The following is a 25200-nucleotide window of genomic DNA, read 5'->3' on the forward strand; positions in this document are numbered from 1 at the left end:
GCGAGCCGAACCGGTCAAGGAAGCAACTCAGCACCCACAGCAGCGCCGCAGGCCGACTCTGCTGAACGCCGCGCAGCGTCAGGTCAGGCTGCGGCAGCCAAGGCCGCGATCGTCGCCGACGCGTGGGCCGCAGATCGAGCAACCCAGCCCGCTGCCAAACGGCCACGCCGGAGGGGGCAAATGCCGTGGCGGAACAATGAGGCGTGGCTGAGGCCGGCGCGGGTTGCTGGAAGCACACGTGGCGGGTGATCTCTCGGCGCACCCGCCGTCGTGGCTGACTTTCTGTGGCTGAGCTTGAAGGTGCGACGGGGATCAGGTGACCAGTGACGGTGGTGCGATCGTCCGTGCCCGGTCGTACAGGTCGAGCGCCGTCGCGTTCTTCAGATGAGGGCGCAAGAGGCCGAACATCGCCTTCACGCGGTCGTCGGCGCGGCCGGACTGCACCTTGGGGTAGTCGTCGAGGGCCTGGTGCCAGGTGGCGCAGGCTGCTTCCAGGTGGCCGAGTTCCATCTGCCGCTCAGCCAACAGGCCACGACGGTGTACTCGCGTGCGCTGGTACACGCTGGGGCGAAGCCGGTCCGCTTGTTGCATGGCCTCGACGGCTCCGGCCTTGTCGTCGAGTTCGTAACGTACCTGGCTGACGTGGTAGTTGAGCGACGACGGGTCGTACGAGCCGAACGCCTTTCCCCGTGACTCGGCGCGGTCCATGGCCGCCTCAGCTTCCCGGATGTGGCGCAGCGCACCCGTACGGTCGCCGGTCTGCGCGGCGGCGTGCGCCTGCTGGCCGGCGAGGAAGGCCAGCATACGGGGGCCGGCTTTCGGGGAGGCGGCGGCAGCGGCGTCGGCCAGCTCCATGGCCTTCGCCCCATGACGGAGGTCGACTGCCTGGACGCTCATGCCCCGCAGGGTGGTGCAGTACGTCAGGTGGTCTTCGGCAGCGCCCGCCAGCTCCAGAGCCATGACGTAGTACCGCTGTGCGAGACCGTGCAGCCCTTCGTCCACGGCCATATAACCGGTCAGGTAGAGCAGGTCCGAGGCCGCTGACAGCATCGCCTTGCGAACATCCTCGGGCGCGTCGGCGCGCAGGTAGGAGGCCACGGTGTTGACCATGAACGAGGCCGCCATGGGACGTGCGTGACGGCCGCCGAACTCGTCGTCCAGCTCCGAGACACGCTCGGTCATGGCAACGACCATGTCCACTTCGTTCATGCCGATGCGTGCTGTGCGGCCGGACCGAATGGCATCGGCACGCCCGACCACATCAGGCCAGCCGGGAATGGTGACGGCCACGGAGAACAGGCCGGCACCCAGGACACTGCGGCGGGACGGGTCCATATCCAGCCTCCCCAGGTCGATCACCCCTTCCACGGTATCCGCAGCCGCGGAGGAGCGATCGCGTGGAACCGGCAGCCCGGCCTCGGCATGGGTGACGGGGCGGCTGAGGCGGCGGGAGAGAGCTTCGAGGATGCATCCGCGCACCGCACCGCGAGGGACGGTGCCTCCGAGCCAGTGACTCACTGCCGACTCGTCGTAGCGCAGGGGGATTCCGGTCTCAGTGCCGACGCGGTTCACCGCCCGCGCGAACTGGCGGTGAGTCCAGCGGCTCTCGGTGAGCAGGCGCCCGAGCGCCACGTTCGGTTCACGCTTGGCCATCCCCTCAACTCCCCGTGACCTTGCGAACTTTCAAGGCTTTCAAGTCCTGGTGATACGGCAACGGTACCGCTGAGCGTGGTCGTGCAGTTGCGTAGAGGCAGCAGGGAACGGCGAGGCCTCGCCGCAGCCGTCGTCTGAAGGGCTGAGGGATGAGAAGCGAAGCACGGACCCGTCTGGCCCAGATGACCGAGGAGCAGGGCATGGACGGGGTGTTGAGGATCGACACCTACGAGGGCGCGGACCTGCCGCCGGGTTCGAACCGGTTCTCGCCGTGCCGCTGCCCGCAGCACCGCAGTGCCACGCCCGAGTACGGCGCGGAGAAGCTGAGCGTCGCAGTACGCGAGGCCAACCAGCGCAGCCGCGGAGAGCGGCTGTGAACCGGTTAGCCGCAGCCGTCGACCGCTACGCCGGACCACTCCTGATCACCACCATCTCGGGATCGGTCGGCTTCGTCCTGGGCGTCGCCGCCGCATCCACACCCGCCTGACTCCTCCCCGTCACGCATCCAGGCTCCCCACCTGTGATGAGGGAGGGCCCGCCGCCGGAAGCGGTGGGCACCCCGTCCGGCTGCCTTCTTCGCAAGGGTCCGGCAGCCGGACGGGTCCAACTCCGCAGCAGTCGCCGCGGAGTCCACTGAAAACCGTAAGGGAGAAAACGATGAACGTGGACGAGCTGTTCACCGGCGACCTGATCACTGGCGTCCCGGCCGTCGAGGCCGCGCTGCTCGACAAGATGCCGGGCGGTGGCGACAACAACGGCGACCACTGCAGCAAGTGATCCAGGGCTGACGCCGGGCGGGGCGGGGCCGTTCGCGGCCCCGCCCCGCCGCACGACATCGGAAAGGGACGACATGCTGTCGATGCGTCTGCGCCTGGCTGATCTCCAGGAGCCCAAGTGGAGATCGCAGGGCGGCCGTTGGATCAACGGCGAGAGCTGGATCGAGCCCGTAAACGTGTCCACTCTGGTCATGGAGGTCGCCGACGACCAAGCGCCGCGCGTACGGGTCCGGGTGAAGGAGTGCAAGCGGGACGAGGCCGACTTCGTCGAACTCACCATGGAGCCCGGACAAGCCCGCCTGGCGGCGGGCGTCTTCGGCACAGCCCCGCTCTATCTGACAGGGAAGGCCGAGGAGCTGCACGCCTCGTGGGACCTGACACTACTGCGACCGTATATACAGGCCGATCGCCTGGTGCCGCGCGTTGTCGCTCGAACGCTGACGAGGCAGCACCGCTACACGTCCGAGACGCTCTTCGAAGGCGTCTACCGCCTCACCGAACGGGCAGCGGCCACGTTTACCCCCTCGGGACTCAGCATCCACTACCCCGACCCCGCCGAACACGTACTTGAGCCACGCCGGCTGCGTGCTGGCGTTGATCCACTCGCCGCTCTGGACGAGTTGCTGACCGACGTAATACGCCAGGCGCCGACGGCAACCGGATGCGTGGGCGTCGAACTGTCCGGCGGCGCGGACTCCGGGAACGTCGCCCTGGCCATCAAGGCGGCCCGCTTCCTCGAGGTGTACAGCTTCGGCCTGCTGGTGGGAGGAAGCACCGGCAGGCAACAGAGCGAGCGGCGCCGGACCCTTGTGGAGCACTGCGGCTTCCGAGACACGGCCACCCCCGCCATGCAGCACCCACCCTTCTGCGCTGGAGGCGTACGCGCTCTGCGCAAGCCGCACGACCCGGCGGGAGCCTTCTACCAGGAGGCGTTCGACGTAGTACGCGAGCAGGCAGCCGCCCGGCGGTGCGAGATCATGTTCACCGGCAGCGGCGGCGACGAGATCAACGCCCACCACTCAAGGACACAGGCCGAACTGCCGACACCCGAACCCGTACCGTGGCTAGGAGTCAAGGCAGCCCGAGCACTCGCCGAGGTGAACGAGCATCTGGCGCCCATCCCGGTACTGCCCGTACCGACCCTGATGGCGTTCGGGATGCACAACCCCGGATTCCTCCGGGCCGGAATCTGGCCGGTGAGCCCGCTCGCGCACCCGCGGATCGTGCGGTTCATGGAGCAGCTACCGCACGAACACAAGCGCGGCAAAGCGCTGTTCCGCGAACGGATCAGACGGGCCGGGGTACCCGAGTGGGTAGCCGCGCCGGCCGAACCGGAGAACTTCCTGGCCGTCCTGGAGAAGGGCCTGCGGTCCTACGGTCTGCCCGTACTGGACGACATGCTGAAAGAGTCCATCCTGGTGGACCTCGGCTACGTTGATGGGAAGGCTCTCGCCAAGGCGCGGAGGGACGCCGACGCTGCGCCGGGCGTCCCCGACCTGCTGTGCGATGTGCTCGCCCTGGAAGTCGGACTGCGAAGCCTCATGTGACCAGCCCCGACACGGAAGCCGAGCACGTGGAAGCCACCAACCTCCTGTACCGCGATCCGGCACTCTACGACGTGGTCCAGTCCGACAGCACGAGCGCCGGAATGTGCCAGACCCTGATCGAACTGCACAGGCCGGACGCCCGGACCCTGGTCGACTTCGGATGCGGTACCGGCCGTGACCTGGAGATCCTCGCCAAGCGCTTCGAGTGCATCGGCGTGGACCTTCAGCCCGGCATGGTCGACTACGCCCACCAAGCCCGGCCCGAGTTGGACATCCGCACCGGCGACATGCGCACCGCACGACTCGGCAGCCGCATGGACGTGGTGACCTGCATGGGCAACAGCCTCGCCTACGTGCACGACAACGAGGCGATCGGCCAGGTCTTCGCCACCTTCGCCGCCCACGCCCGGCCGGGCGCGCTGCTCGTGCTGTGTTCCCCCGTTGCCCCGATCACCCGGACCGTGCCGACCACAGCCACGGTGGACACCCCGACGGGACCCGCGACGGTCACCATCCGCCACACGTGGGACCTGCGGACCCAGATCAACACCATGCACCGGCACTGGAGTCTCCCCTCGGGCGACGAGGCCCGAGACGAGATCCGCCGGCGCGTCCTGTTCCCCCGCGAGCTGGAACGCTACGCGGAGGGCGCCGGCTTCGAGGTCCTGGACATGCTCGACGGCACAGGGACAGGGCTTACCGGCCCCACCGCATACACGGTGGCCCGACAAACTCCGCGGTGACCAGCGGGACGAGCAACGGCACCAGCACCAGCCGCCCGGCCCCTGACGGCAGTAGCGACGGCAACAACCACGGAGCTGCGGCGGGTAGGTCGTCACGGTCGTCGGCCTCGCCGCTGAGAGCGTCGTTCAGGGTGCCGACGACCTGGCGCTGGAGGCGAAGTCGGGCGTTGGCGTAGACGCCAGCCGCCGCGCCGATGTGGTCGAGGTTCCACTGCTAAGACGCCACCTGTCGGCGGCGGATGCGGGTGCCGCATTCAACGCGCCAACCGAGAAGGCATGCCTCAGCCATCATCACGGCGCGATCCGGGAACGTTTGACGCCCCCCGCCGAGCCGTCCGTCTGACGGGGCGTGGGTGGTGGGGGCGTCAGGGCTTGGACGTGGATGTCACGAAGGTCGCCCACTGGGTTCGGTGAAGGCGAGTTGGGGGCCCTGGGTGTTCTTGGAGTCGCGAACGTGGACCGTGCCGGGGGTGGCTGCGACCTCGACGCAATCGTTGCCGTTACTGCTGTCGCTGTAGCTGCTCTTGAACCAGTCCAGCCCGGTGCCGTCCGCAGCGAAGGGCTTGTCGGTCATGTGTCTCCCAGCGCTTTCTCGATGAAGGCCAGTGACTCCCTCGGGGTGAGAGCCTGGGCCCGGATGATCCCATAGCGCAGCTCAAGGATCCGGAGCTCCCTCGGGTCGGTGATCGGACGGCTGGTGAGCTGGCCTTCGTCGTGGCCCACCGCCGAGCCGTCCTTGAACTTCAGCACCTGGATCCGACCGCCCATTCCGGCGTGGTCGTCACGGTCGGTCGGCATCACCTGGATTTCGACGTTCCGCAACTGTCCTACCTCCAACAGGCGTTCAAGCTGCTTGCGCAGGACCATTCTGCCTCCGATGGGACGGCGAGGGTCACCTCTTCTTGGACGAATGTGAGCGCGGGGGCCGGGGACCGGTCAAAGATCGGCCGCCGGGCCATGCGCGCGGCGACCATGCGCTCCACCTCGTCCTCCGAGTACGCGGGCCGCCAGGTCTCGATCAGTGCTCGCGCGTACTCCTCGGTCTGCAACAGCCCGTGCAGGTTGTGGTTGCCGTACGCCCCGACCTCGACCGCCTGCGCCTCCAGCTTCGCCAGGTCCCGGACCTTCTTCGGGTACCGCGCCTCCGCGATGTCCTTCTTCATCGCGGCGATCTTGCCGCCCGCGCCCAGCACTTCGTCCACCTTGTCCAGGAACTCAGGCCTGGGGATGCGTTTTCCGCCCTCCACCTTGTAGATCAAGTTCTCGCCGTACCCGATCGCCGCCCCAAACTCGGCCGGCCGCAGCCCCGCCGCCTCGCGCCAGAGTTTGAGCTGGTGGCCGAGTGCCGCTACCACCGCCGCCGAGTCGTTCTCAGGATCGACGTCCCAGCCGGGCTCGTCCGCCCCTTCCGCCGCGTGCTCCGCACGTTCCCCGTCCACGCTCATCCGAGCCCACCTCCGGAAGTGTCACGGTGGACAGCCTGTACAGGCCTGGACAGCCGCCAGACAGTCACCGTACGCATCGGCTTCATCACTGTTCAGGCTACGCACGCCCGGCCACGCTGAGTTATGTGAATCCAGAAATCACCCAAGCCAGCGCCACCGTCCGCCAGTTCAGCGTGCAGCTCTCCGCCACCCGCAGAGGTGCCCGTCTCGCCCGTCTGCTCGCGACCGAGCAACTCCGCTCCTGGGGGCTCCCGTTCGAGACAGCGGCTCAGGTGGTCGCAGAGCTGGCTTCGAATGCCGCGCTGCACGGCCGCGTGCCAGGACGCGACTTCCGCCTCGCACTCGCCGTCACCGACGACACTCTCCGTATCGAGGTGACCGACACTCGCGGTGACCGTCTCCCCGTCGCCCAGCGGCCCGGAGACGACGAGTCCGGGCGCGGCCTCATCCTCGTCGACGCCTTCGCCGACCGCTGGGGCGTCATTCCCGGCCCGGCGCCCCGCAAGACCACATGGGCCGAGATTGATTTTGCGCCCTGCCCGGGCGCCATCGGAACGCGGTGCGGCACGTCGGCCCTCGGCCGGGACGAGCGATCCCGATCGAGGGCCTGCCTGCCCGAGGAGTCGGCATGTGCTCGGATGGCACGCTCAAGATCGTGCAGGACTATATCGATTTCTGTATAGTCGTGTGCGTGAGCAAACCCTGGCAGATTGAGGTCGAGCCGGAGGTCCGGCAGTGGCTGGAACTGCTGTCAGACAGCCAGTACGACAAAGCCGAACGGGCGGCTGACATGCTCGCAGCAGGGCCAACCACTCTGAGTGAGCCGTACTCTCGTCACCTTGGTGGCAAAGTACGCGAACTCCGGTTCACCATGGACGGCAATGCTGTGCGCATCACGTACTGGCTCGCCCCCGGTCAGCGCATCGTGTTACTGACAGTGTTCCGCAAGACCAGACAGCGCGAGGCCGCTGAGGTCGAGCGCGCCCAGCAGGCCCAGAAGGTGTGTCAAGCGGACCACGGCCCCGCCGAGCACAGCTACGACCGGATCAAGGAGGAGAGCCCATGAACCACTCCCAGTGGACGACCCGCCGGAGCAGGAAGCTCATGGGTGAGTCGGTCGAGGAGTCACCGGCCTACGTCGAGGCCGGATATGCGTTCGCACTCGGCCAGGCCGTCTACGACCGGAGAACTGAACTCGGCCTGTCACAGACCGAACTGGCCCGGCGTGCCGAGATGACACAGCCGCAGATCTCCAACATCGAGGGCGGCGACTCCGTACCGACCCTGCCGCTGCTGACTCGCCTGGCCAAGGCCCTGGACGCGTCGCTGACGATTGACCTGGACGGCGACACCTCGGCGTTTGCCTTCACCGCGCACAAAAGCCGGCAGCCTGATGAAGCATCGCCGGATGGGGGTACATCGGCGGCCTGACGGGGCTGCGCCGCAACCGCCGCACCCGGCGCGCTCCTCACGGCAGGAGCCGCACGAAAAAAGCGCTCGCCGCGGCGTCGTCAAAGACACCACGGCGAGCGCTCAATAGCCGCCTGGAAGCCGGGCTACCGAACGAACACTCCCGCCTGGCTCGCCAGGTCCAGGAAGTACTGCGGCGCCACACCCAGCACCAGCGTCACCGCCACGCCCACCCCGATCGTCGTCATCGTCAGCGGCGACGGCACGGCGACCGTCGGGCCGCCCTCCTTCGGCTCGCTGAAGAACATCAGGACGATCACCCGGATGTAGAAGAACGCCGCGATCGCCGAGGAGATCACACCGATCACGACCAGCGCGCCCGCGCCGCCATGTGCCGCCGCCGAGAAGACCGCGAACTTTCCGGTGAAGCCCGAGGTCAGCGGGATACCCGCGAAGGCCAGCAGGAAGACCGCGAAGACCGCCGCGACCAGGGGTGAACGGCGGCCCAGGCCCGCCCACTTGGACAGGTGCGTCGCCTCGCCGCCCGCGTCCCGTACCAGGGTGACGACCGCGAACGCGCCGATCGTCACGAAGGAATAGGCCGCCAGGTAGAACAGGACCGACGAGATGCCGTCGGGCGTGGACGCGATGACACCGGCCAGGATGAAGCCCGCGTGCGCGATCGAGGAGTACGCCAGCAGCCGCTTGATGTCGGTCTGCGTGATCGCGACGATCGCGCCGCCGAGCATCGTGACGATCGCGACGGCCCACATGACCGGCCGCCAGTCCCAGCGCAGGCCGGGCAGGACCACGTACAGCAGGCGCAGCAGCGCGCCGAACGCGGCCACCTTCGTCGCGGCCGCCATGAAGCCCGTGACCGGGGTCGGCGCGCCCTGGTAGACGTCCGGTGTCCACATGTGGAACGGCACCGCACCGACCTTGAAGAGGAGGCCCATCAGGATCATCGCGCCACCGATCAGCAGCAGCGCGTCGTTGCCCATGGTGTCGGCGAGCGCCGGGTCGATCGTGCGGACGCTGCCGTCGACGACGTCCGCGATCCTGGCGTACGAGAGCGAGCCCGCGTAGCCGTACAGCAGCGCGATGCCGAAGAGCAGGAAGGCGGAGGAGAAGGCACCGAGCAGGAAGTACTTCACCGCCGCCTCCTGGGACATCAGCCGCTTGCGGCGGGCGACGGCGCACAGGAGGTAGAGCGGGAGCGAGAAGACTTCCAGCGCGATGAACAGCATCAGCAGATCGTTGGCGGCCGGGAAGAGCAGCATGCCGGTGATCGCGAAGAGCACCAGCGGGAAGACCTCGGTGGTGGTGAACCCGGCCTTGACCGCGGCCTTTTCGCTGTCGCTGCCGGGCACGGACGCGGCCTGCGCGGCGAACGAGTCGATGCGGTTGCCGTGCGCCGCGGGGTCGAGCCGGCGTTCGGCGAAGGTGAAGACGGCGACCAGCGAGGCCAGCAGGATCGTGCCCTGAAGGAAGAGTGCCGGGCCGTCGACCGCGATGGCGCCCATTGCCGCGACATGCGCCTTGGTGGTGCCGTATCCGCCGGCCGCGAGTGCCACGACCGCCGCGAAGGAGGCCGTGAGCGCGACGACGGTCAGGAACACCTGGGTGTAGTAGCGCGCCCTGCGCGGGACGAATGCCTCGACCAGCACACCCACGACGGCGGCGCCCACCACGATCAGCGCGGGTGCCAGCTGGGCGTACTCGATGGTCGGGGAAGGAATCTTGTCGATCGGCTCGGCGGCCGTCGTCCACAGGCTGTGGACAGCCATAGCGCTCACTTGGCCGCCTCCGCGTTTTGAATAGGCACCGTGGGCTGGGGGTCCTTCTGGTGTACGTCGGACATCGTTTGCTCCACCGCCGGGTTGATGATCTCCGTCAGCGGCTTCGGGAAGACGCCGAGGAAGAGCAGCAGCGCGATCAGCGGTGCGACCACCACCAGTTCACGCGCCCTGAGGTCGGGCAGCTTCGACACCTCGGCCTTCACCGGGCCCGTCATCGTCCGCTGGTAGAGGACGAGGGTGTAGAGCGCGGCGAGCACGATGCCGAAGGTCGCGATGATTCCGGCCGCCGGATAGCGCGTGAACGTGCCGACCAGGACCAGGAACTCACTGATGAAGGGCGCGAGGCCCGGCAGGGAGAGTGTGGCCAGGCCGCCGATCAGGAAGGTGCCGGCGAGCACGGGGGCGACCTTCTGCACTCCGCCGTAGTCCGCGATGAGCCGCGAGCCGCGCCGGGTGATCAGGAATCCGGCCACCAGCATCAGGGCGGCGGTCGAGATTCCGTGGTTGACCATGTAGAGCGTCGCGCCCGACTGGCCCTGGGTGGTCATCGCGAAGATGCCCAGGATGATGAAGCCGAAGTGCGAGATCGAGGCGTAGGCGATCAGTCGCTTGATGTCGCGCTGGCCGACGGCGAGCAGCGCGCCGTAGACGATGCTGATCAGCGCCAGTACGAGGATCACGGGCGTGGCCCACTTGGACGCCTCCGGGAAGAGCTGGAGGCAGAAGCGCAGCATCGCGAAGGTGCCGACCTTGTCGACGACCGCGGTGATCAGCACGGCGACGGGGGCGGTCGCCTCGCCCATGGCATTGGGCAGCCAGGTGTGCAGCGGCCACAGTGGCGCCTTGACCGCGAAGGCGAAGAAGAAGCCGAGGAACAGCAGCCGTTCGGTGCTGGTCGCCATGTCCAGCGAGCCGTTCGTCCGGGCCTCGGCGATCTCGGTGAGCGAGAAGCTCCCCGCGATGACATAGAGCCCGATGACCGCGGCCAGCATGATCAGTCCGCCGACCAGGTTGTAGAGCAGGAACTTCACGGCCGCGTACGACCGTTGCGCCGCGGCGTTCTCCTCGCTGCCCGAGTGGGCCCGGTCTCCGAAGCCGCCGATGAGGAAGTACATCGGGATGAGCATGGCTTCGAAGAGGATGTAGAAGAGGAAGACGTCGGTGGCCTCGAAGGAGAGGATCACCATCGCCTCGACCGCGAGGATCATGGCGAAGAAGCCCTGAGTCGGGCGCCAGCTGTAGGACTTGCCCGCGGCGGAGCCGCTATTGGACTCAGCCAGCGGGTCGGCGTCGTGCCAGCCCGCGAGGATCACAAAGGGGATCAGCAGCGCGGTCAGCGCCAGCAGCGCGACCGCGATGCCGTCCACGCCCAGTTCGTACCGGACCCCGAAGTCCTTGATCCAGGCGTGGGACTCGGTCAGTTGATACCGGGCGCCACCGGGCTCGAACCGTACGAGCACGATCGCGGCCAGCACCAGCGTGGCGAGGGAGACGAGCAGCGCCAGCCACTTGGCGGCGGTCTGCCTCGCGGCCGGGACGGCGGCGGTGGCGATGGCGCCGACCGCCGGAAGCGCCGCCGTCGCCGTCAGGAGTGGAAAGGACATCTCAGACCCCCCTCATCAGCAGGGTCGCGGCGATCAGGATCGCCGTACCGCCGAACATCGAGACCGCGTACGTGCGGGCGTAGCCGTTCTGCAGCTTGCGCAGCCGGCCGGAGAGCCCGCCGAACGAGGCAGCCGTGCCGTTGACCACGCCGTCGACCAGGGTGTGGTCGACGTAGACCAGGGAGCGGGTGAGGTGCTCGCCGCCGCGCACCAGGACGACATGGTTGAAGTCGTCCTGGAGGAGATCGCGGCGGGCGGCCCGGGTGAGCACCGAACCGCGCGGCGCGGTGACCGGCACCGGCCTGCGTCCGTACATCACCCAGGCGATGGCGACGCCTACGACCAGGCAGACCATGGTCGCCCCGGTGATGGTGGCCACGCTGAGCGGTGAGTCCCCGTGCGCGTGCCCGGTGACGGGCTCCAGCCAGTCGAGGAACCGGTCGCCGATGCTGAAGAACGCACCGGCGAAGACGGACCCGAAGGCGAGGGCGATCATGGGGATCGTCATCGACTTGGGGGACTCGTGCGGGTGGGGCAGCTCGCCGGGGTGCACCTCGATGCCGGGCTCGATGCCGGGCGTCTTGTCCGGGTCGGGGGCGGGCTGCCAGCGCTTCTCGCCGAAGAAGGTCAGCAGCATCACGCGGGTCATGTAGAACGCGGTGATGGCCGCGCCCAGCAGAGCCACGCCGCCGAGGATCCAGCCCTCGGTGCCGCCCTTGGCGAACGCCGCCTCGATGATCTTGTCCTTGGAGAAGAAGCCGGACAGACCCGGGAAGCCGATGATGGCCAGGTAGCCGAGGCCGAAGGTGACGAAGGTGACCGGCATGTACTTCCGCAGGCCGCCGTACTTGCGCATGTCGACCTCGTCGTTCATGCCGTGCATGACCGAGCCGGCGCCGAGGAAGAGCCCGGCCTTGAAGAAGCCGTGCGTCACCAGGTGCATGATCGCCCAGACGTAGCCGATCGGGCCGAGGCCGGCCGCCAGGACCATGTAGCCGATCTGCGACATCGTCGAACCGGCGAGCGCCTTCTTGATGTCGTCCTTCGCGCAACCGACGATCGCACCGAAGAGGAGCGTGACGCCGCCGACGACCACGACCACCAACTGGGCGTCGGGCGCGGCGTTGAAGATCGCCCCGGACCGGACGATGAGATACACGCCGGCCGTCACCATGGTCGCCGCGTGGATGAGGGCCGAGACCGGAGTCGGGCCCTCCATGGCGTCCCCGAGCCAGGACTGCAGCGGTACCTGGGCGGACTTGCCACAGGCGGCCAACAGCAGCATCAGCCCGATGGCCGTCAGCTTGCCCTCGCTCGTCTCACCCGTCGACGCCAGGACCGGCCCGAAGGCGAAGGTCCCGAACGTGGCGAACATCAGCATGATCGCGATGGACAGGCCCATGTCGCCGACACGGTTGACGATGAAGGCCTTCTTCGCCGCCGTCGCCGCGCTGGGCTTGTGCTGCCAGAAGCCGATCAGGAGGTACGAGGCGAGACCGACGCCCTCCCAGCCGACGTACAGGAGCAGGTAGTTGTCGGCGAGGACGAGCAGCAGCATCGCCGCGAGGAAGAGGTTCAGATAGCCGAAGAAGCGGCGGCGCCGCTCGTCGTGCTCCATGTACCCGATGGAGTACAGGTGGATCAGTGAGCCCACACCGGTGATCAGCAGGACGAACGTCATCGACAGCTGGTCCAGCTGGAAGGCGACGTCCGCCTGGAAGCTCTCGACGGGGATCCAGGTGTACAGCTTGACGTTCAGCGCGCGGTCGTCCGCGGCCTTGCCGAGCATGTTGACGAAGAGCACCACGCCCATAACGAAGGACGAGGCCGCGAGCAGCGTGCCGATCACATGGCCGCTGCGGTCGAGCCGCCGCCCGCCGCACAGCAGGACCGCCGCTCCGAGCAAGGGCGCCGCGACGAGCAGCGCAATCAAGTTCTCCACGATTCAGCGACCCCTTACAGCTTCATCAGGCTGGCGTCGTCGACCGAGGCCGAGTGGCGTGAGCGGAAGACCGACACGATGATCGCGAGGCCGACCACGACTTCCGCGGCGGCGACGACCATCGTGAAGAAGGCGACGATCTGGCCGTCGAGATTGCCGTGCATCCGGGAGAAGGTGACGAACGCGAGGTTGCAGGCGTTGAGCATCAGCTCGACGCACATGAAGACGACGATCGCGTTCCGCCGGATCAGCACCCCGGCGGCGCCGATGGTGAACAACAGCGCCGCGAGATAGAGATAGTTGACGGGATTCACTTCGCGACCCCCTCTTCGTGTTCCTGCGAATCGTGGTCACGGCCGAGCCGCTCCTGCGCGCGCTGCTCCAGCGCCTTGAGGTCGTTCAGCGCCTCGCTCGACACATCCCGGATCTGGCCGCGCTCGCGCAGCGTCTTGCTGACGGTGAGCTGGGAGGGTGTGCCGTCCGGCAGCAGGCCGGGGATGTCCACGGCGTTGTGCCGGGCATAGACACCGGGTGCGGGCAGCGGGGGCAGTTGCTTGCCTTCCCGTACGCGCTGGTCGGCCAGCTCCCGCTGGGTCCTGGCCCGCTCGGTGCGCTCCCGGTGGGTGAGCACCATCGCGCCGACGGCCGCGGTGATCAGCAGCGCGCCGGTGATTTCGAAGGCGTAGACGTACTTGGTGAACAACAGGGCCGCAATGCCTTCGACGTTGCCGCCGTAGGCGCCGTTGGCCGTCCCCACTCCGTTGAAGTTCTTCAGCGAGGCATTGGCAATGCCGGCGATCAGCAGCACACCGAAGCCGAGACCGCAGGCCGCGGCGAGCCAGCGCTGGCCCTTCAGCGTCTCCTTGAGCGAGTCGGCGGCGGTGACGCCGACCAGCATGACGACGAAGAGGAACAGCATCATGATCGCGCCGGTGTAGACGATGATCTGGACGACGCCGAGGAAGTACGCCCCGTTGGCGAGATAGAAGACCGCCAGGACGATCATGGTCCCGGCGAGGCTGAGCGCGCTGTGCACGGCCCGCTTCATCAGGATCGTGCCGAGCGCGCCGAGCACGGCGACGGTGCCGAGCAGCCAGAACTGGATGGCCTCACCCGTCGACGTGGCGGTGGCCGCGAGGGTGTTCATACGTCCACCTCCTCGCTCTTGTGGGCCTTCTCGTCCTTGGAGAGGGCGGCCTGCTGGACCGTGCCGGGAGCGGCCTCGGTGACAAGGCCCCGGTAGTAGTCCTGCTCGTCCATGCCCGGGTAGATCGCGTGCGGGGAGTCGACCATGCCCTCCTCGAGACCGGCGAGGAGCTGCTCCTTCGTATAGATGAGGTTCTCGCGGGAGCTGTCGGCCAGTTCGAACTCATTGGTCATGGTCAGCGCCCGCGTCGGACAGGCCTCGATGCACAGCCCGCACAGAATGCAGCGTGCGTAGTTGATCTGGTAGACCCGGCCGTACCTCTCACCCGGGGAGTAGCGCTCCTCGTCGGTGTTGTCCGCGCCCTCCACATAGATCGCGTCCGCCGGGCAGGCCCAGGCGCACAGCTCGCAGCCGACGCACTTCTCGAGCCCGTCCGGATGACGGTTCAGCTGGTGCCGGCCGTGGAAGCGCGGCGCGGTGACCTTCTGCTGCTCCGGGTACTGCTCGGTCAGCCGCTTCTTGAACATGGCCTTGAAGGTCACGCCGAAGCCGGCAACCGGATTCTGGAACTTGTCCTCGGATCCCTCAGACACCGTCAGCCTCCTTTCCGTCACCGGAACCGTCACTCGTAGTATCCGGGCCACCACTGACAATCAACTCGCGCTCACGGCGCGGCCGCCTGCGCGGCACCGGCGGCAACTCCTGCCCCGGCAGCGGCGGTACGGGGAACCCGCCCGCCATCGGGTCGAAGGCCGGGGGCTCGCCCTTGGCGGCTTCGGCCTCCTTCTCCTTCTTGCCGCGGAACATGTCGGCGACGAAGGAGAGCAGCAGCAACGCGATGACCGCGCCGCCGACGTAGAGCACGATCTGCTGGAAGTCGTAGTTCTCGTTCCGCAGCGCCCGTACGGTCGCGACCAGCATCAGCCAGACCACGGAGACCGGAATGAGGACCTTCCAGCCGAGCTTCATCAACTGGTCGTAGCGGACGCGCGGCAGCGTGCCCCTCAGCCAGATGAAGAAGAAGAGCAGCAGCTGGACCTTGATGACGAACCAGAGCATCGGCCACCAGCCGTGGTTCGCGCCCTCCCAGAACGTGGAGACGGGATACGGAGCCCGCCATCCGCCGAGGAAGAGAGTGGCCGAGACCGCGGAGACGGTGACCATGTTGACGTACTCGGCCAGCATGAACATCGCGAACTTGATCGAGCTGTACTCGGTGTTGAAGCCGCCGACGAGGTCTCCCTCGGACTCCGGCATGTCGAAGGGTGCGCGGTTGGTCTCGCCCACCATCGTGACGACGTAGATGATGAAGGAGACCGGCAGCAGGATGATGAACCAGCGGTCCGCCTGGGCCTCGACGATCGCCGAGGTCGACATCGAGCCGGAGTAGAGGAAGACGGAGGCGAAGGCCGCGCCCATGGCGATCTCGTACGAGATCATCTGCGCGCAGGAGCGGAGTCCGCCCAGCAGCGGATAGGTCGACCCGGACGACCAGCCCGCGAGCACGATGCCGTAGATGCCGACGGAGGCGACGGCGAGAATGTAGAGCATCGCGATCGGCAGGTCGGTGAGCTGCATCGTGGTGCGCTGCCCGAAGATCGAGACCTCGTCGCCGGCCGGCCCGAAGGGGATCACGGCGATCGCCATGAAGGCCGGGATCGCGGCGACGATGGGCGCGAGGACATAGACGACCTTGTCCGCGCGCTTGACGATCACGTCTTCCTTGAGCATCAGCTTGATGCCGTCGGCGAGCGACTGGAGCATGCCCCAGGGGCCGTGCCGGTTGGGGCCGATGCGCAGCTGCATCCAGGCGACGACCTTGCGCTCCCACACGATGGAGAACAGCACGGTGATCATCAGGAAGGCGAAGCAGAACACGGCCTTGATGACGACGAGCCACCAGGGGTCGGTCCCGAACATCGAGAGATCCTCAGCGGCGAGGACGGTCGGGTTCACGCTCGCACCTCCCCTTCGTCAGTGGCGGCGGGCGCCGGGCCGATGCGGACCAGCTGTCCGGGGACGGCTCCGGTGTCCGAAGTGACACCGCCGCCCACGGAGTTCAGCGGAAGCCACACCACCTTGTCGGGCATCTCGCTCACCTGGAGCGGCAGCCGCACCTCGCCGGCGGGCCCGCTGACGGCCAGGACGTCGCCGTCCTTCACGCCCGTCTCGGCCGCCGTGGCCGCGGAGAGCCTGGCGACCGCGGCATGGCGAGTGCCCGCCAGTGCCTCGTCGCCCTGCTGGAGCAGGCCCTGGTCGAGGAGCAGCCGGTGGCCCGCGAGGACCGCCTCCCCCTCGCCCGGACGGGGCAGGGACTGGGAGGACTCCAGCGGTCCGGTGGCCCGGGTGCCGTCCCAGGCGCCGAGCCGGTCCAGCTCCCTGCGTACGGACTTGAGGTCCGGCAGCCCGAAACTGACATCGAGCGCGTCCGCGAGCATGTGCAGCACCCGCGCATCGGTCGGCGCGAGGCGGCGGGTCATGTGCTCGGGCTTGAGCGCGGCCTCGAACAGCCTCGCCCTGCCCTCCCAGTTGAGGAAGGTGCCGGGCTTCTCCGCGACGGCGGCGACCGGGAAGACCACGTCCGCCCGCTCGGTGACCTCGCTCGGCCGCAGCTCCAGGGAGACCAGGAAGCCGACCGCGTCGAGTGCTTCACGCGCGCGCTGGGGGTCGGGAAGGTCCGTGACCTCGACGCCCGCCACCAGCAGCGCGCCCAGTTCGCCGGTGGCCGCGGCCTCGAGGATCTGGCCGGTGTCGCGGCCGTAGCGGTGCGGGAGTTCGCGTACCCGCCAGGCCGCCGCGGTCTCCTCGCGGGCCCGCGGGTCGGTGGCCGGACGTCCGCCGGGCAGCAGCGAGCAGATCGCCCCCGCCTCGATCGCGCCGCGTTCGCCCGCCCTGCGCGGGATCCACACCAGCTGTGCGCCCGTGGCGGTCGCGGCCCGTGCGGCCGCGGTCAGGCCGCCGGGCACGCCCGCCAGCCGCTCGCCGACCAGGATCACCGCGCCTTCGGTGCGCAGCGATTCGGCCGCCTTCGCACCCTCGCCGTCCAGACCGGTGCCGGAGGCCAGCGCGTCCAGCCACTCGGTCTCGGTCCCGGGCGCCGCGGGCAGCAGCGTGCCGCCCGCCTTCGTCAGGCCCCGGGTGGCGTGGGTGGCCACGGCGAAGGTGCGCTGGCCGTGCCCGCGGTTCGCCTTGCGCAGCCGCAGGAAGACGCCGGGTGCCTCCTCCTCCGACTCCAGCCCCACGAGCAGGACCGCCGGTGCCTTCTCCAGCGAGGTGTAGGTGACGCCCTCGCCGTCCAGGTCCCGGCCGCGCCCCGCGACGCGGGCGGCCAGGAAGTCGGCCTCCTCACTGCTGTGCACGCGCGCGCGGAAGTCGACGTCGTTGGTGTCGAGTGCGACCCGGGCGAACTTGGCATACGCATAGGAGTCCTCGACGGTGAGCCGGCCGCCCACCAGGACACCGGCACGGCCACGGGCCGCGCTCAGTCCCCGGGCCGCCGCCTCAAGCGCCTCGGGCCAGCTCGCCGCTTCCAGGACGCCCGCCTCGTTGCGTACGAGCGGGGTCGTGAGCCGGTCCGGCTTCTGCGCGTAACGGAAGCCGAAGCGGCCCTTGTCGCAGATCCACTCCTCGTTGACCTCTGGGTCCTCGGCGGCGAGGCGCCGCATGACCTTGCCGCGCCGGTGGTCCGTACGCGTCGCGCAGCCGCCCGCGCAGTGCTCGCACACCGAGGGCGAGGACACCAGGTCGAAGGGGCGGGAGCGGAAGCGGTACGCGGCCGAGGTGAGCGCGCCCACCGGGCAGATCTGGATGGTGTTCCCGGAGAAGTACGACTCGAAGGGGTCGCCCTCGCCGGTGCCGACCTGCTGCAGTGCGCCCCGCTCGAGCAGCTCGATCATGGGGTCGCCCGCGATCTGGTTGGAGAAGCGGGTGCAGCGGGCGCAGAGCACGCACCGCTCACGGTCGAGCAACACCTGTGTGGAGATCGGAACAGGCTTCTCGTACGTGCGCTTCTTGCCCTCGAAGCGGGTGTCCGGGTCGCCGACCTGCATGGCCTGGTTCTGCAGGGGGCACTCGCCGCCCTTGTCGCAGACCGGACAGTCCAGCGGGTGGTTGATCAGCAGCAGCTCCATCACGCCGCGCTGGGCCTTCTCGGCGACCGGCGAGGTGAGCTGCGACTTGACGACCATGCCGTCGGTGCAGGTGATGGTGCAGGACGCCATCGGCTTGCGCTGGCCCTCGACCTCGACGATGCACTGGCGGCAGGCGCCGGCCGGGTCGAGGAGGGGGTGGTCGCAGAACCGCGGGATCTCGATACCGAGCAGCTCGGCGGCCCGGATGACCAGGGTGCCCTTGGGCACGCTGATCTCGATGCCGTCGATCGTCAGCGTGACGAGGTCTTCCGGCGGAAGAGCCGCCTCCCCGCCCCCGGAGGGAGCGCTGTTTGTCGTGACCGTCATGCGTTCACCTCCAGGTGCTTGTCGGCCCAGGCGGTCGACTTGGCGGGGTCGAAGGGGCAGCCCTTGCCGCTGATGTGCTGCTCGTACTCCTCGCGGAAGTACTTGAGCGAGGAGAAGATCGGGGAGGCGGCGCCGTCGCCGAGCGCGCAGAACGACTTGCCGTTGATGTTGTCGGCGATGTCGTTCAGCTTGTCGAGGTCGGACATGACGCCCATACCCGCCTCGATGTCGCGCAGCAACTGCACCAGCCAGTAGGTGCCTTCGCGGCAGGGGGTGCATTTGCCGCAGGACTCGTGGGCGTAGAACTCGGTCCACCGGGTGACGGCCCGCACCACGCAGGTCGTCTCGTCGAAGCACTGCAGCGCCTTGGTGCCGAGCATCGAACCGGCGGCGCCCACACCCTCGTAGTCCAGCGGGACATCGAGGTGCTCGTCGGTGAACATCGGGGTCGAGGAGCCGCCCGGTGTCCAGAACTTGAGCCGGTGGCCGGGGCGCATGCCGCCGCTCATGTCGAGCAGCTGGCGCAGGGTGATGCCGAGGGGTGCCTCGTACTGGCCGGGGCGGGCGACATGACCGCTGAGCGAGTAGAGCGTGAAGCCCGGGGACTTCTCGCTGCCCATCGACTTGAACCAGTCCTTGCCCCGCTGGAGGATCGCGGGAACCGAGGCGATGGACTCGACGTTGTTCACCACAGTGGGGCACGCGTACAGACCGGCGACCGCGGGGAAGGGGGGACGCAGCCGGGGCTGACCGCGACGGCCCTCCAGTGAGTCCAGCAGCGCGGTCTCCTCACCGCAGATGTACGCGCCCGCGCCCGCGTGCACGGTGAGTTCGAGGTCGAGTCCGCTGCCGAGAATGTTCTTGCCGAGGAAGCCCGCCTCGTACGCCTCGCGTACGGCTTCGTGCAGCCGCCGCAGTACGGGGACGACTTCACCGCGCAGATAGATGAACGCGTGAGACGAACGGATCGCATAGCAGGCGATCACGATGCCTTCGATGAGCGAATGCGGGTTGGCGAACAGGAGCGGGATGTCCTTGCAGGTCCCGGGCTCCGACTCGTCGGCGTTGACAACAAGATAGTGAGGCTTGCCGTCGCCCTGCGGAATGAACTGCCACTTCATTCCGGTGGGGAAGCCCGCGCCGCCGCGGCCGCGCAGACCGGAGTCCTTGACGTAGGCGATGAGGTCGTCGGGCGACATGGCGAGCGCCTTGCGGAGCCCCTCGTAGCCGTCGTGCCGCTTGTAGGTGTCGAGAGTCCACGACTTGGCCTCGTCCCAGAACGCCGACAGGACGGGGGCGAGAAGCTTCTCGGGGCTGGCCTCTCCCCCGGCGTCCGGCTGTGAGGTGCCTCCATATTCAGTGGACAAGGTCATCACTCCCCCTCCTCGGCGACGGGACCGGCCGGGTGGTCGGGGTCGGAGGACGATGTCGGCTGCGGTGCGTCGTGCGAGCTGAGGTGCTCGGAACCGGGCTGTGGAGGCTTCTGGGGGAACTCGCCGCGCGGCGAGACGACTCGGGCCGCCGTCATCTCGCCCTTGGCGAGCCGCAGTCCCACCAGCGAGGCGGGGCCCGCGCCGCCGCCGGCCTCGACCGCGCCCGGGCGCTCGTCGGGGAAGCCGGCGAGGATCCGGGCGGTCTCCTGGTACGTGCACAGCGGGGCTCCGCGGGTGGGAGTCACCTGTTCCCCGGCCCGGAGGTCGTCCACCAGCCGCTTGGCGGATTCGACGGTCTGGTTGTCGAAGAACTCCCAGTTGACCATCACCACGGGAGCGAAGTCGCAGGCCGCGTTGCACTCGATGTGTTCGAGGGTGACCTTGCCGTCCTCGGTCGTCTCGTTGTTGCCGACGCCGAGGTGCTCCTTGAGTCCCTCGAAGATGGCGTCCCCTCCCATCACCGCGCACAGGGTGTTGGTGCAGACGCCCACCTGGTAGTCGCCGCCCGGCTTGCGGCGGTACATGGAGTAGAAGGTCGAGACAGCGGTGACCTCGGCCGTGGTCAGCTCCAGCATCTCGGCGCAGAACCGGACGCCGGTGCGCGTCACATGGCCCTCCTCCGCCTGCACCAGGTGCAGCAGCGGCAGCAGGGCCGACCGGCTGTCCGGGTAGCGGGCGATGATCTCCTTGGCGTCCGCTTCGAGCCGGGTCCGCACATCGGCCGGGTAGTCGGGGGCGGGGAGCTGTGGCATCCCCAAGCTGATGTCTGTCACCGGTCGACGCCTCCCATCACGGGGTCGATGGACGCGACGGCGACGATGACGTCGGCGACCTGGCCGCCTTCGCACATCGCCGCCATGGCCTGCAGATTGGTGAAGGACGGATCGCGGAAGTGGACCCGGTAGGGGCGTGTGCCGCCGTCGGAGACGACATGGACGCCGAGTTCGCCCTTGGGCGACTCGACGGCCGCGTAGGCCTGTCCGGCCGGTACGCGGAAGCCCTCGGTCACCAGCTTGAAGTGGTGGATCAGGGCCTCCATGGAGGTGCCCATGATCTTCTTGATGTGGTCGAGGGAGTTGCCGAGTCCGTCGGGCCCGAGCGCGAGCTGCGCGGGCCAGGCGATCTTCTTGTCGGCGACCATGACCGGTCCGGGGGCGAGGCGGTCCAGGCACTGCTCGATGATCCGCAGCGACTGCCGCATCTCCTCCAGCCGGACGAGGAAGCGGCCGTACGCGTCACAGGTGTCGGCGGTCGGGACGTCGAAGTCGTACGTCTCGTAGCCGCAATAGGGGTCGGTCTTGCGCAGGTCGTGGGCGAGGCCCGCGGAGCGCAGGATCGGGCCGGTCGCGCCGAGCGCCATGCAGCCGGTCAGGTCGAGATAGCCGATGTCCTGCATGCGGCCCTTGAAGATGGGGTTGCCGGTGGCGAGCTTGTCGTACTCCGGCATGTTCTTGGTCATCTTCTTGACGAACTCACGCACGGCGTCGACCGCGCCGGGCGGCAGGTCCTGGGCCAGTCCCCCGGGCCGGATGAACGCGTGGTTCATCCGCAGGCCGGTGATCAGCTCGTACAGGTCCAGGATCATCTCGCGGTCCCGGAAGCCGTAGATCATGATCGTGGTGGCACCGAGCTCCATGCCGCCGGTGGCGATGCAGACCAGATGGGACGAGAGCCGGTTGAGTTCCATCAGCAGGACGCGGATGATGCTCGCCCGGTCCGGGATCTGGTCGGTGATGCCGAGCAGCTTCTCCACGCCCAGGCAGTACGCCGTCTCGTTGTAGAACGAGGTGAGGTAGTCCATGCGCGTGACGAACGTGGTGCCCTGCGTCCAGGTCCGGTACTCGAGGTTCTTCTCGATGCCGGTGTGGAGGTAGCCGATGCCGCAGCGGGCCTCGGTGACCGTCTCGCCGTCGATCTCCAGGATGAGGCGGAGCACGCCGTGCGTGGAGGGGTGCTGCGGGCCCATGTTGACGACGATGCGCTCGTCGTCGGCCTTGGCCGCGGACTGGACGACCTCGTCCCAGTCGCCGCCGGTGACTGTGTAGACAGTCCCCTCGGTGGTCTCGCGGGCGCTTGCAGATGGGGTAGTCACGAGTACGACCTCCGCTGGTCCGGAGCCGGGATCTGGGCGCCCTTGTACTCGACGGCGATGCCGCCGAGCGGATAGTCCTTGCGCTGCGGGAAGCCCTGCCAGTCGTCCGGCATCATGATCCGGGTGAGGGCGGGGTGGCCGTCGAAGACGATCCCGAAGAAGTCGTACGTCTCGCGCTCGTGCCAGTCGTTGGTCGGATAGACCTCGACCAGGGACGGGACGTGCGGGTCGCTGTCCGGGGCCGAGACTTCGAGGCGGACGAGCCGCCCGTGGGTGATCGAGCGCAGGTGGTGGACGGCGTGCAGCTCGCGGCCCTTGTCGTGCGGGTAGTGGACACCGCTGACGCCCGTACAGAGCTCGAAGCGCAGTGCGGGGTCGTCCCGCAGGGTGCGGGCCACCTGGAGCAGGTGCTCGCGCGCGATGTGGAAGGTGAGCTCGCCGCGGTCGACGACCGTCTTCTCGATAGCGTTCTCGGGAACGAGTCCCTGCTCTTCCAGTGCGCCTTCGAGTTCGTCGGCCACCTCGTCGAAGTAGCCGCCATAGGGGCGGTGCGAGGCCCCCGGCAGGGTCACGGTTCTGATGAGCCCGCCGTAGCCGCTCGTGTCGCCGCCGTCGGCGGCGCCGAACATGCCCTTGCGTACGCCGATGACTTCGGGGGACTCGTCGCGAGGCGCGGGAACGTTGTTACCGTTGGTGTGGTCGCCGTCACTCACCGGAGCAGCCCCTTCATCTCGATGGTGGGGAGCGCCTTGAGGGCCGCTTCCTCCGCCTCGCGGGCCGCTTCCTCCGCGTTCACACCGAGCTTGGAGCTCTGGATCTTCTGGTGGAGCTTGAGAATCGCGTCCATCAGCATCTCCGGACGCGGGGGGCAGCCCGGCAAATAGATGTCAACGGGAACAACATGGTCAACACCCTGCACAATCGCATAATTGTTGAACATTCCGCCCGATGACGCACAAACACCCATGGAGATGACCCACTTGGGGTTGGGCATCTGGTCGTAGACCTGCCGCAGGACGGGCGCCATCTTCTGGCTGACGCGTCCGGCGACGATCATCAGGTCGGCCTGGCGCGGCGAGCCGCGGAAGACCTCCATGCCGAAGCGGGCCAGGTCGTACCGTCCGGCGCCCGTGGTCATCATTTCGATGGCGCAGCAGGCCAGACCGAAGGTGGCCGGGAAGACGGATGACTTGCGCACCCAGCCCGAGGCCTGTTCGACCGTGGTCAGCAGGAAACCGCTCGGCAGCTTCTCTTCGATTCCCATTGGTGTGCCCCTCAGCCCCTCAGTCCCATTCCAGGCCGCCGCGCCGCCATACATAGGCGTAGGCGACGAAGACGGTGAGCACGAAGAGCAGCATCTCCACGAGCCCGAAAATCCCCAGGGCGTCGAAGGTGACCGCCCAGGGATAGAGGAAGACGATCTCGATGTCGAAGACGATGAAGAGCATCGCCGTCAGGTAGTACTTGATGGGAAAGCGGCCGCCTCCGGCGGGCGTGGGAGTGGGCTCGATGCCGCACTCGTACGCTTCCAGTTTTGCGCGGTTGTACCGCTTTGGGCCGATAAGCGTGGCCATGACCACGGAGAAGATCGCAAACCCTGCCCCGAGGGCGCCGAGCACAAGGATGGGCGCGTAAGCATTCACCCTCCCCGCTCCTTCCAGTCGTCCTTGACCGTTGGACCGCACCGGGCATCCGTCTCGCCGCCTCGCGAAGATCGTGCACATGTGAGGCAGTTCACAAGCCCGACTGCTCCGCATCCTATGCCTGCTGGTCTGTGATCTGCGACACGGGGTGGGCCAACGTCTTTGTGATCTCCACCACCCGGCGAACGATCATGAAGTCGGATGAGCGGTGATCTTCATACGCGAAGCGCCCGAGTGATCACCAGACGTGACATCTGGCCGTGTTACCGCTGGTCGGAGAGGTGGCGCCCTATCAAGGGGTGGCCAGTACAGGCAAATTGGCGATGGACCGCATCGGGTGATAGTGGACGCACCCTCACCCGGGCGAGGGTCAGGGCGGATTGAGGTGGACGCGTGCACACGTTCACGAGCTCCCGCCCTCCCCGGGCGGTGACCTTTCTGTGACCTGCGCCACTCGTTCCCGAGCTCAACAAAAGCGGGCTTGGCCACGGGTGTGAAGCGATGGTAAGCGCCAGGCAATTCGGACCTTTCATGGATAGGCCGTGATCACAGCCCTGATCACGAGTGCCCGGTTTGCCCGTTACGGCGTCAATAAGGGCGCAACATAAGCGGATTCAGGCGTTCCGAACGTAACTGTGGCGCAACACACGTTTCTTGATGGGAACCGCAAGCCCCTGATAGCGCTAGTACTCATGTCCCACACCGCTCACATACCCAGCCACCGGAAGCCCCGCCGCAGCAGCTCGAAGCTCGCGCTGCGGGCCGGAGTTGCCGGTGGCGTCCTCAGCACCATCGCAGTGGCTTCAGGTGCCGGGGCGGCGACCGCCGACCCGGTGACCGAGACCATTGAGATGCCCACGCTCTCGTCCGGCCTCTCGGCCGCCGTGACGCAATCCGCCGAGGCCACTCAGCAGGTCGCCCTCGACCTCGAGCTGCAGGCCCAGGAAGACGCCGCGGCCGCCAAGGCCGCACAGACCGCGAAGAAGGCCAAGGCGGAGGCCGAGCGCAAGGCCGAGGCCAAGGAGAAGGCCGAAGCGAAGAAGCGCGCCGAGGCCGAGGCGAAGGAGCGCGCCTCCCGCTCCTCCGAGCGCACCACGCTCTCCGCGCCCAGCAGCTCCTCCAACGCCACGGGCTCCGCAGCGACCGTTGTCGCCTTCCTGAAGGCGCAGCTCGGCGACGCCTACGTCATGGGCGCCACCGGCCCCAACTCCTGGGACTGCTCCAGCCTCGTCCAGGCCGCGTTCCGCCAGGTCGGCATCGACCTCCCCCGCGTTTCGCAGGACCAGTCGGTCGCCGGCACCCAGGTGGGCACCAGCAACCTCCAGATCGGCGACATCCTCTACTGGGGCGGCGCCGGCAGCGCGTACCACGTCGCCGTCTACATCGGCGACGGCCAGTACCTCGACGCCGCCAACCCCAGCAAGGGCGTCGTGATCCAGGACCTGTCGGGCTACCCGGCGAGCGGCGCGGTCCGCGTTCTCTGATCGCCTTCACGTCCGAAGGGCCGCG

General features: G+C 68.1%; 22 protein-coding genes and 2 pseudogenes. 7 read left to right on the top strand and 17 right to left on the bottom strand.

The annotated features are described in order from the left end of the window. Positions 1 to 312 precede the first annotated feature (312 nt). Positions 313 to 1653 (bottom strand): tetratricopeptide repeat protein, encoded by a 1341-nt coding sequence (locus FBY35_RS14980; protein ID WP_260848619.1) that lies wholly within the window; start codon positions 1651 to 1653, stop codon positions 313 to 315. Positions 1654 to 1802: 149 nt separating this feature from the next. Between FBY35_RS14980 and FBY35_RS14985 the strand changes: the two genes are divergently transcribed. The 3 genes from FBY35_RS14985 to FBY35_RS14995 all read left to right on the top strand — a co-directional run bounded on the left by FBY35_RS14985 (position 1803) and on the right by FBY35_RS14995 (position 4719). Further along, entirely contained in the window at positions 1803 to 2030 is a 228-nt protein-coding gene (locus FBY35_RS14985) for a hypothetical protein (protein WP_260848620.1), read from the top strand. Between the two features lie 473 nt (positions 2031 to 2503). After that, a complete protein-coding gene (locus tag FBY35_RS14990) occupies positions 2504 to 3976 on the top strand; it encodes an asparagine synthase-related protein (protein ID WP_186356937.1) in 1473 nt (490 codons plus the stop codon). Beyond that, positions 3973 to 4719 (top strand): trans-aconitate 2-methyltransferase, encoded by a 747-nt coding sequence (locus FBY35_RS14995; RefSeq protein WP_186356938.1) that lies wholly within the window; start codon positions 3973 to 3975, stop codon positions 4717 to 4719. The genes FBY35_RS14990 and FBY35_RS14995 overlap by 4 nt, the downstream gene beginning before the upstream one ends. Positions 4720 to 5084: 365 nt before the next feature. On the opposite strand, the pseudogene FBY35_RS15005 reads toward FBY35_RS14995, so the two are convergent. Both FBY35_RS15005 and FBY35_RS15010 read right to left on the bottom strand, forming a co-directional pair. Beyond that, positions 5085 to 5293: pseudogene (locus FBY35_RS15005) on the bottom strand (DUF397 domain-containing protein). After that, positions 5290 to 6164, bottom strand: a pseudogene (locus FBY35_RS15010) (helix-turn-helix domain-containing protein). Before FBY35_RS15010 ends, FBY35_RS15005 begins: the two co-directional pseudogenes overlap by 4 nt. Positions 6165 to 6337: 173 nt before the next feature. Between FBY35_RS15010 and FBY35_RS15015 the strand changes: the two are divergent. The 3 genes from FBY35_RS15015 to FBY35_RS15025 are packed head-to-tail and all read left to right on the top strand — an operon-like array spanning position 6338 to position 7595. After that, complete coding sequence (locus tag FBY35_RS15015) at positions 6338 to 6847, top strand: ATP-binding protein (protein WP_260848692.1); 510 nt, start codon at positions 6338 to 6340, stop codon at positions 6845 to 6847. 8 nt (positions 6848 to 6855) lie between these two features. Further along, a complete protein-coding gene (locus FBY35_RS15020; protein WP_142215085.1) occupies positions 6856 to 7230 on the top strand; it encodes a type II toxin-antitoxin system RelE/ParE family toxin in 375 nt (124 codons plus the stop codon). Continuing rightward, positions 7227 to 7595 (top strand): helix-turn-helix domain-containing protein, encoded by a 369-nt coding sequence (locus tag FBY35_RS15025; RefSeq protein ID WP_142214275.1) that lies wholly within the window; start codon positions 7227 to 7229, stop codon positions 7593 to 7595. Before FBY35_RS15020 ends, FBY35_RS15025 begins: the two co-directional genes overlap by 4 nt. 125 nt (positions 7596 to 7720) lie before the next feature. Here the strand turns inward: FBY35_RS15025 and nuoN are convergent, their stop codons facing one another. Genes nuoN through FBY35_RS15095 form a run of 14 tightly spaced genes read right to left on the bottom strand, consistent with a single transcriptional unit; the run spans position 7721 to position 23691 of the window. Continuing rightward, on the bottom strand, positions 7721 to 9370 hold the full coding sequence (gene nuoN, locus FBY35_RS15030) for an NADH-quinone oxidoreductase subunit NuoN (protein ID WP_142214276.1): 1650 nt from the start codon (positions 9368 to 9370) through the stop codon (positions 7721 to 7723). Further along, positions 9367 to 10977 carry an NADH-quinone oxidoreductase subunit M gene (locus tag FBY35_RS15035; protein ID WP_142214277.1) on the bottom strand — a complete coding sequence of 537 codons (1611 nt, stop codon included), beginning with the start codon at positions 10975 to 10977 and terminating at the stop codon, positions 9367 to 9369. The genes nuoN and FBY35_RS15035 overlap by 4 nt, the downstream gene beginning before the upstream one ends. 1 nt (position 10978) lies before the next feature. Beyond that, a complete protein-coding gene (nuoL, locus tag FBY35_RS15040) occupies positions 10979 to 12919 on the bottom strand; it encodes an NADH-quinone oxidoreductase subunit L (protein WP_142214278.1) in 1941 nt (646 codons plus the stop codon). Positions 12920 to 12933: 14 nt separating this feature from the next. Beyond that, positions 12934 to 13233, bottom strand: coding sequence for an NADH-quinone oxidoreductase subunit NuoK (nuoK, locus tag FBY35_RS15045; protein WP_142214279.1), 300 nt, complete (start codon positions 13231 to 13233; stop codon positions 12934 to 12936). Next, positions 13230 to 14066, bottom strand: coding sequence for an NADH-quinone oxidoreductase subunit J (locus FBY35_RS15050; protein ID WP_142214280.1), 837 nt, complete (start codon positions 14064 to 14066; stop codon positions 13230 to 13232). The genes nuoK and FBY35_RS15050 overlap by 4 nt, the downstream gene beginning before the upstream one ends. Further along, on the bottom strand, positions 14063 to 14659 hold the full coding sequence (gene nuoI, locus FBY35_RS15055; protein WP_142214281.1) for an NADH-quinone oxidoreductase subunit NuoI: 597 nt from the start codon (positions 14657 to 14659) through the stop codon (positions 14063 to 14065). The genes FBY35_RS15050 and nuoI overlap by 4 nt, the downstream gene beginning before the upstream one ends. Further along, positions 14652 to 15986 carry an NADH-quinone oxidoreductase subunit NuoH gene (nuoH, locus tag FBY35_RS15060; RefSeq protein ID WP_260848693.1) on the bottom strand — a complete coding sequence of 445 codons (1335 nt, stop codon included), beginning with the start codon at positions 15984 to 15986 and terminating at the stop codon, positions 14652 to 14654. The genes nuoI and nuoH overlap by 8 nt, the downstream gene beginning before the upstream one ends. Positions 15987 to 16018: 32 nt before the next feature. Then, on the bottom strand, positions 16019 to 18523 hold the full coding sequence (locus FBY35_RS15065; protein ID WP_142214283.1) for an NADH-quinone oxidoreductase subunit G: 2505 nt from the start codon (positions 18521 to 18523) through the stop codon (positions 16019 to 16021). Next, entirely contained in the window at positions 18520 to 19896 is a 1377-nt protein-coding gene (nuoF, locus tag FBY35_RS15070) for an NADH-quinone oxidoreductase subunit NuoF (RefSeq protein ID WP_142214284.1), read from the bottom strand. The genes FBY35_RS15065 and nuoF overlap by 4 nt, the downstream gene beginning before the upstream one ends. Next, positions 19896 to 20708 carry an NADH-quinone oxidoreductase subunit NuoE gene (gene nuoE / locus FBY35_RS15075; RefSeq protein WP_186356993.1) on the bottom strand — a complete coding sequence of 271 codons (813 nt, stop codon included), beginning with the start codon at positions 20706 to 20708 and terminating at the stop codon, positions 19896 to 19898. The genes nuoF and nuoE overlap by 1 nt, the downstream gene beginning before the upstream one ends. A 17-nt stretch (positions 20709 to 20725) precedes the next feature. After that, the gene (locus tag FBY35_RS15080) at positions 20726 to 22048 is read right to left on the bottom strand and encodes an NADH-quinone oxidoreductase subunit D (protein ID WP_142214286.1); all 1323 of its coding nucleotides are present in this window, start codon (positions 22046 to 22048) and stop codon (positions 20726 to 20728) included. Then, entirely contained in the window at positions 22045 to 22761 is a 717-nt protein-coding gene (locus tag FBY35_RS15085; RefSeq protein ID WP_142214287.1) for an NADH-quinone oxidoreductase subunit C, read from the bottom strand. The genes FBY35_RS15080 and FBY35_RS15085 overlap by 4 nt, the downstream gene beginning before the upstream one ends. Then, positions 22758 to 23312 (bottom strand): NADH-quinone oxidoreductase subunit B family protein, encoded by a 555-nt coding sequence (locus tag FBY35_RS15090; RefSeq protein WP_108151339.1) that lies wholly within the window; start codon positions 23310 to 23312, stop codon positions 22758 to 22760. Before FBY35_RS15090 ends, FBY35_RS15085 begins: the two co-directional genes overlap by 4 nt. A 19-nt stretch (positions 23313 to 23331) precedes the next feature. Continuing rightward, positions 23332 to 23691 (bottom strand): NADH-quinone oxidoreductase subunit A, encoded by a 360-nt coding sequence (locus FBY35_RS15095; protein ID WP_003992243.1) that lies wholly within the window; start codon positions 23689 to 23691, stop codon positions 23332 to 23334. Between the two features lie 692 nt (positions 23692 to 24383). Here FBY35_RS15095 and FBY35_RS15100 point away from each other — a divergent pair. After that, positions 24384 to 25175, top strand: a complete 792-nt coding sequence (locus FBY35_RS15100; RefSeq protein WP_142214288.1) for a C40 family peptidase — start codon at positions 24384 to 24386, stop codon at positions 25173 to 25175. Positions 25176 to 25200 lie beyond the last annotated feature (25 nt).

The organism is Streptomyces sp. SLBN-118, from assembly GCF_006715635.1.
In the GTDB taxonomy this organism is placed as follows: Bacteria; Actinomycetota; Actinomycetes; order Streptomycetales; family Streptomycetaceae; genus Streptomyces.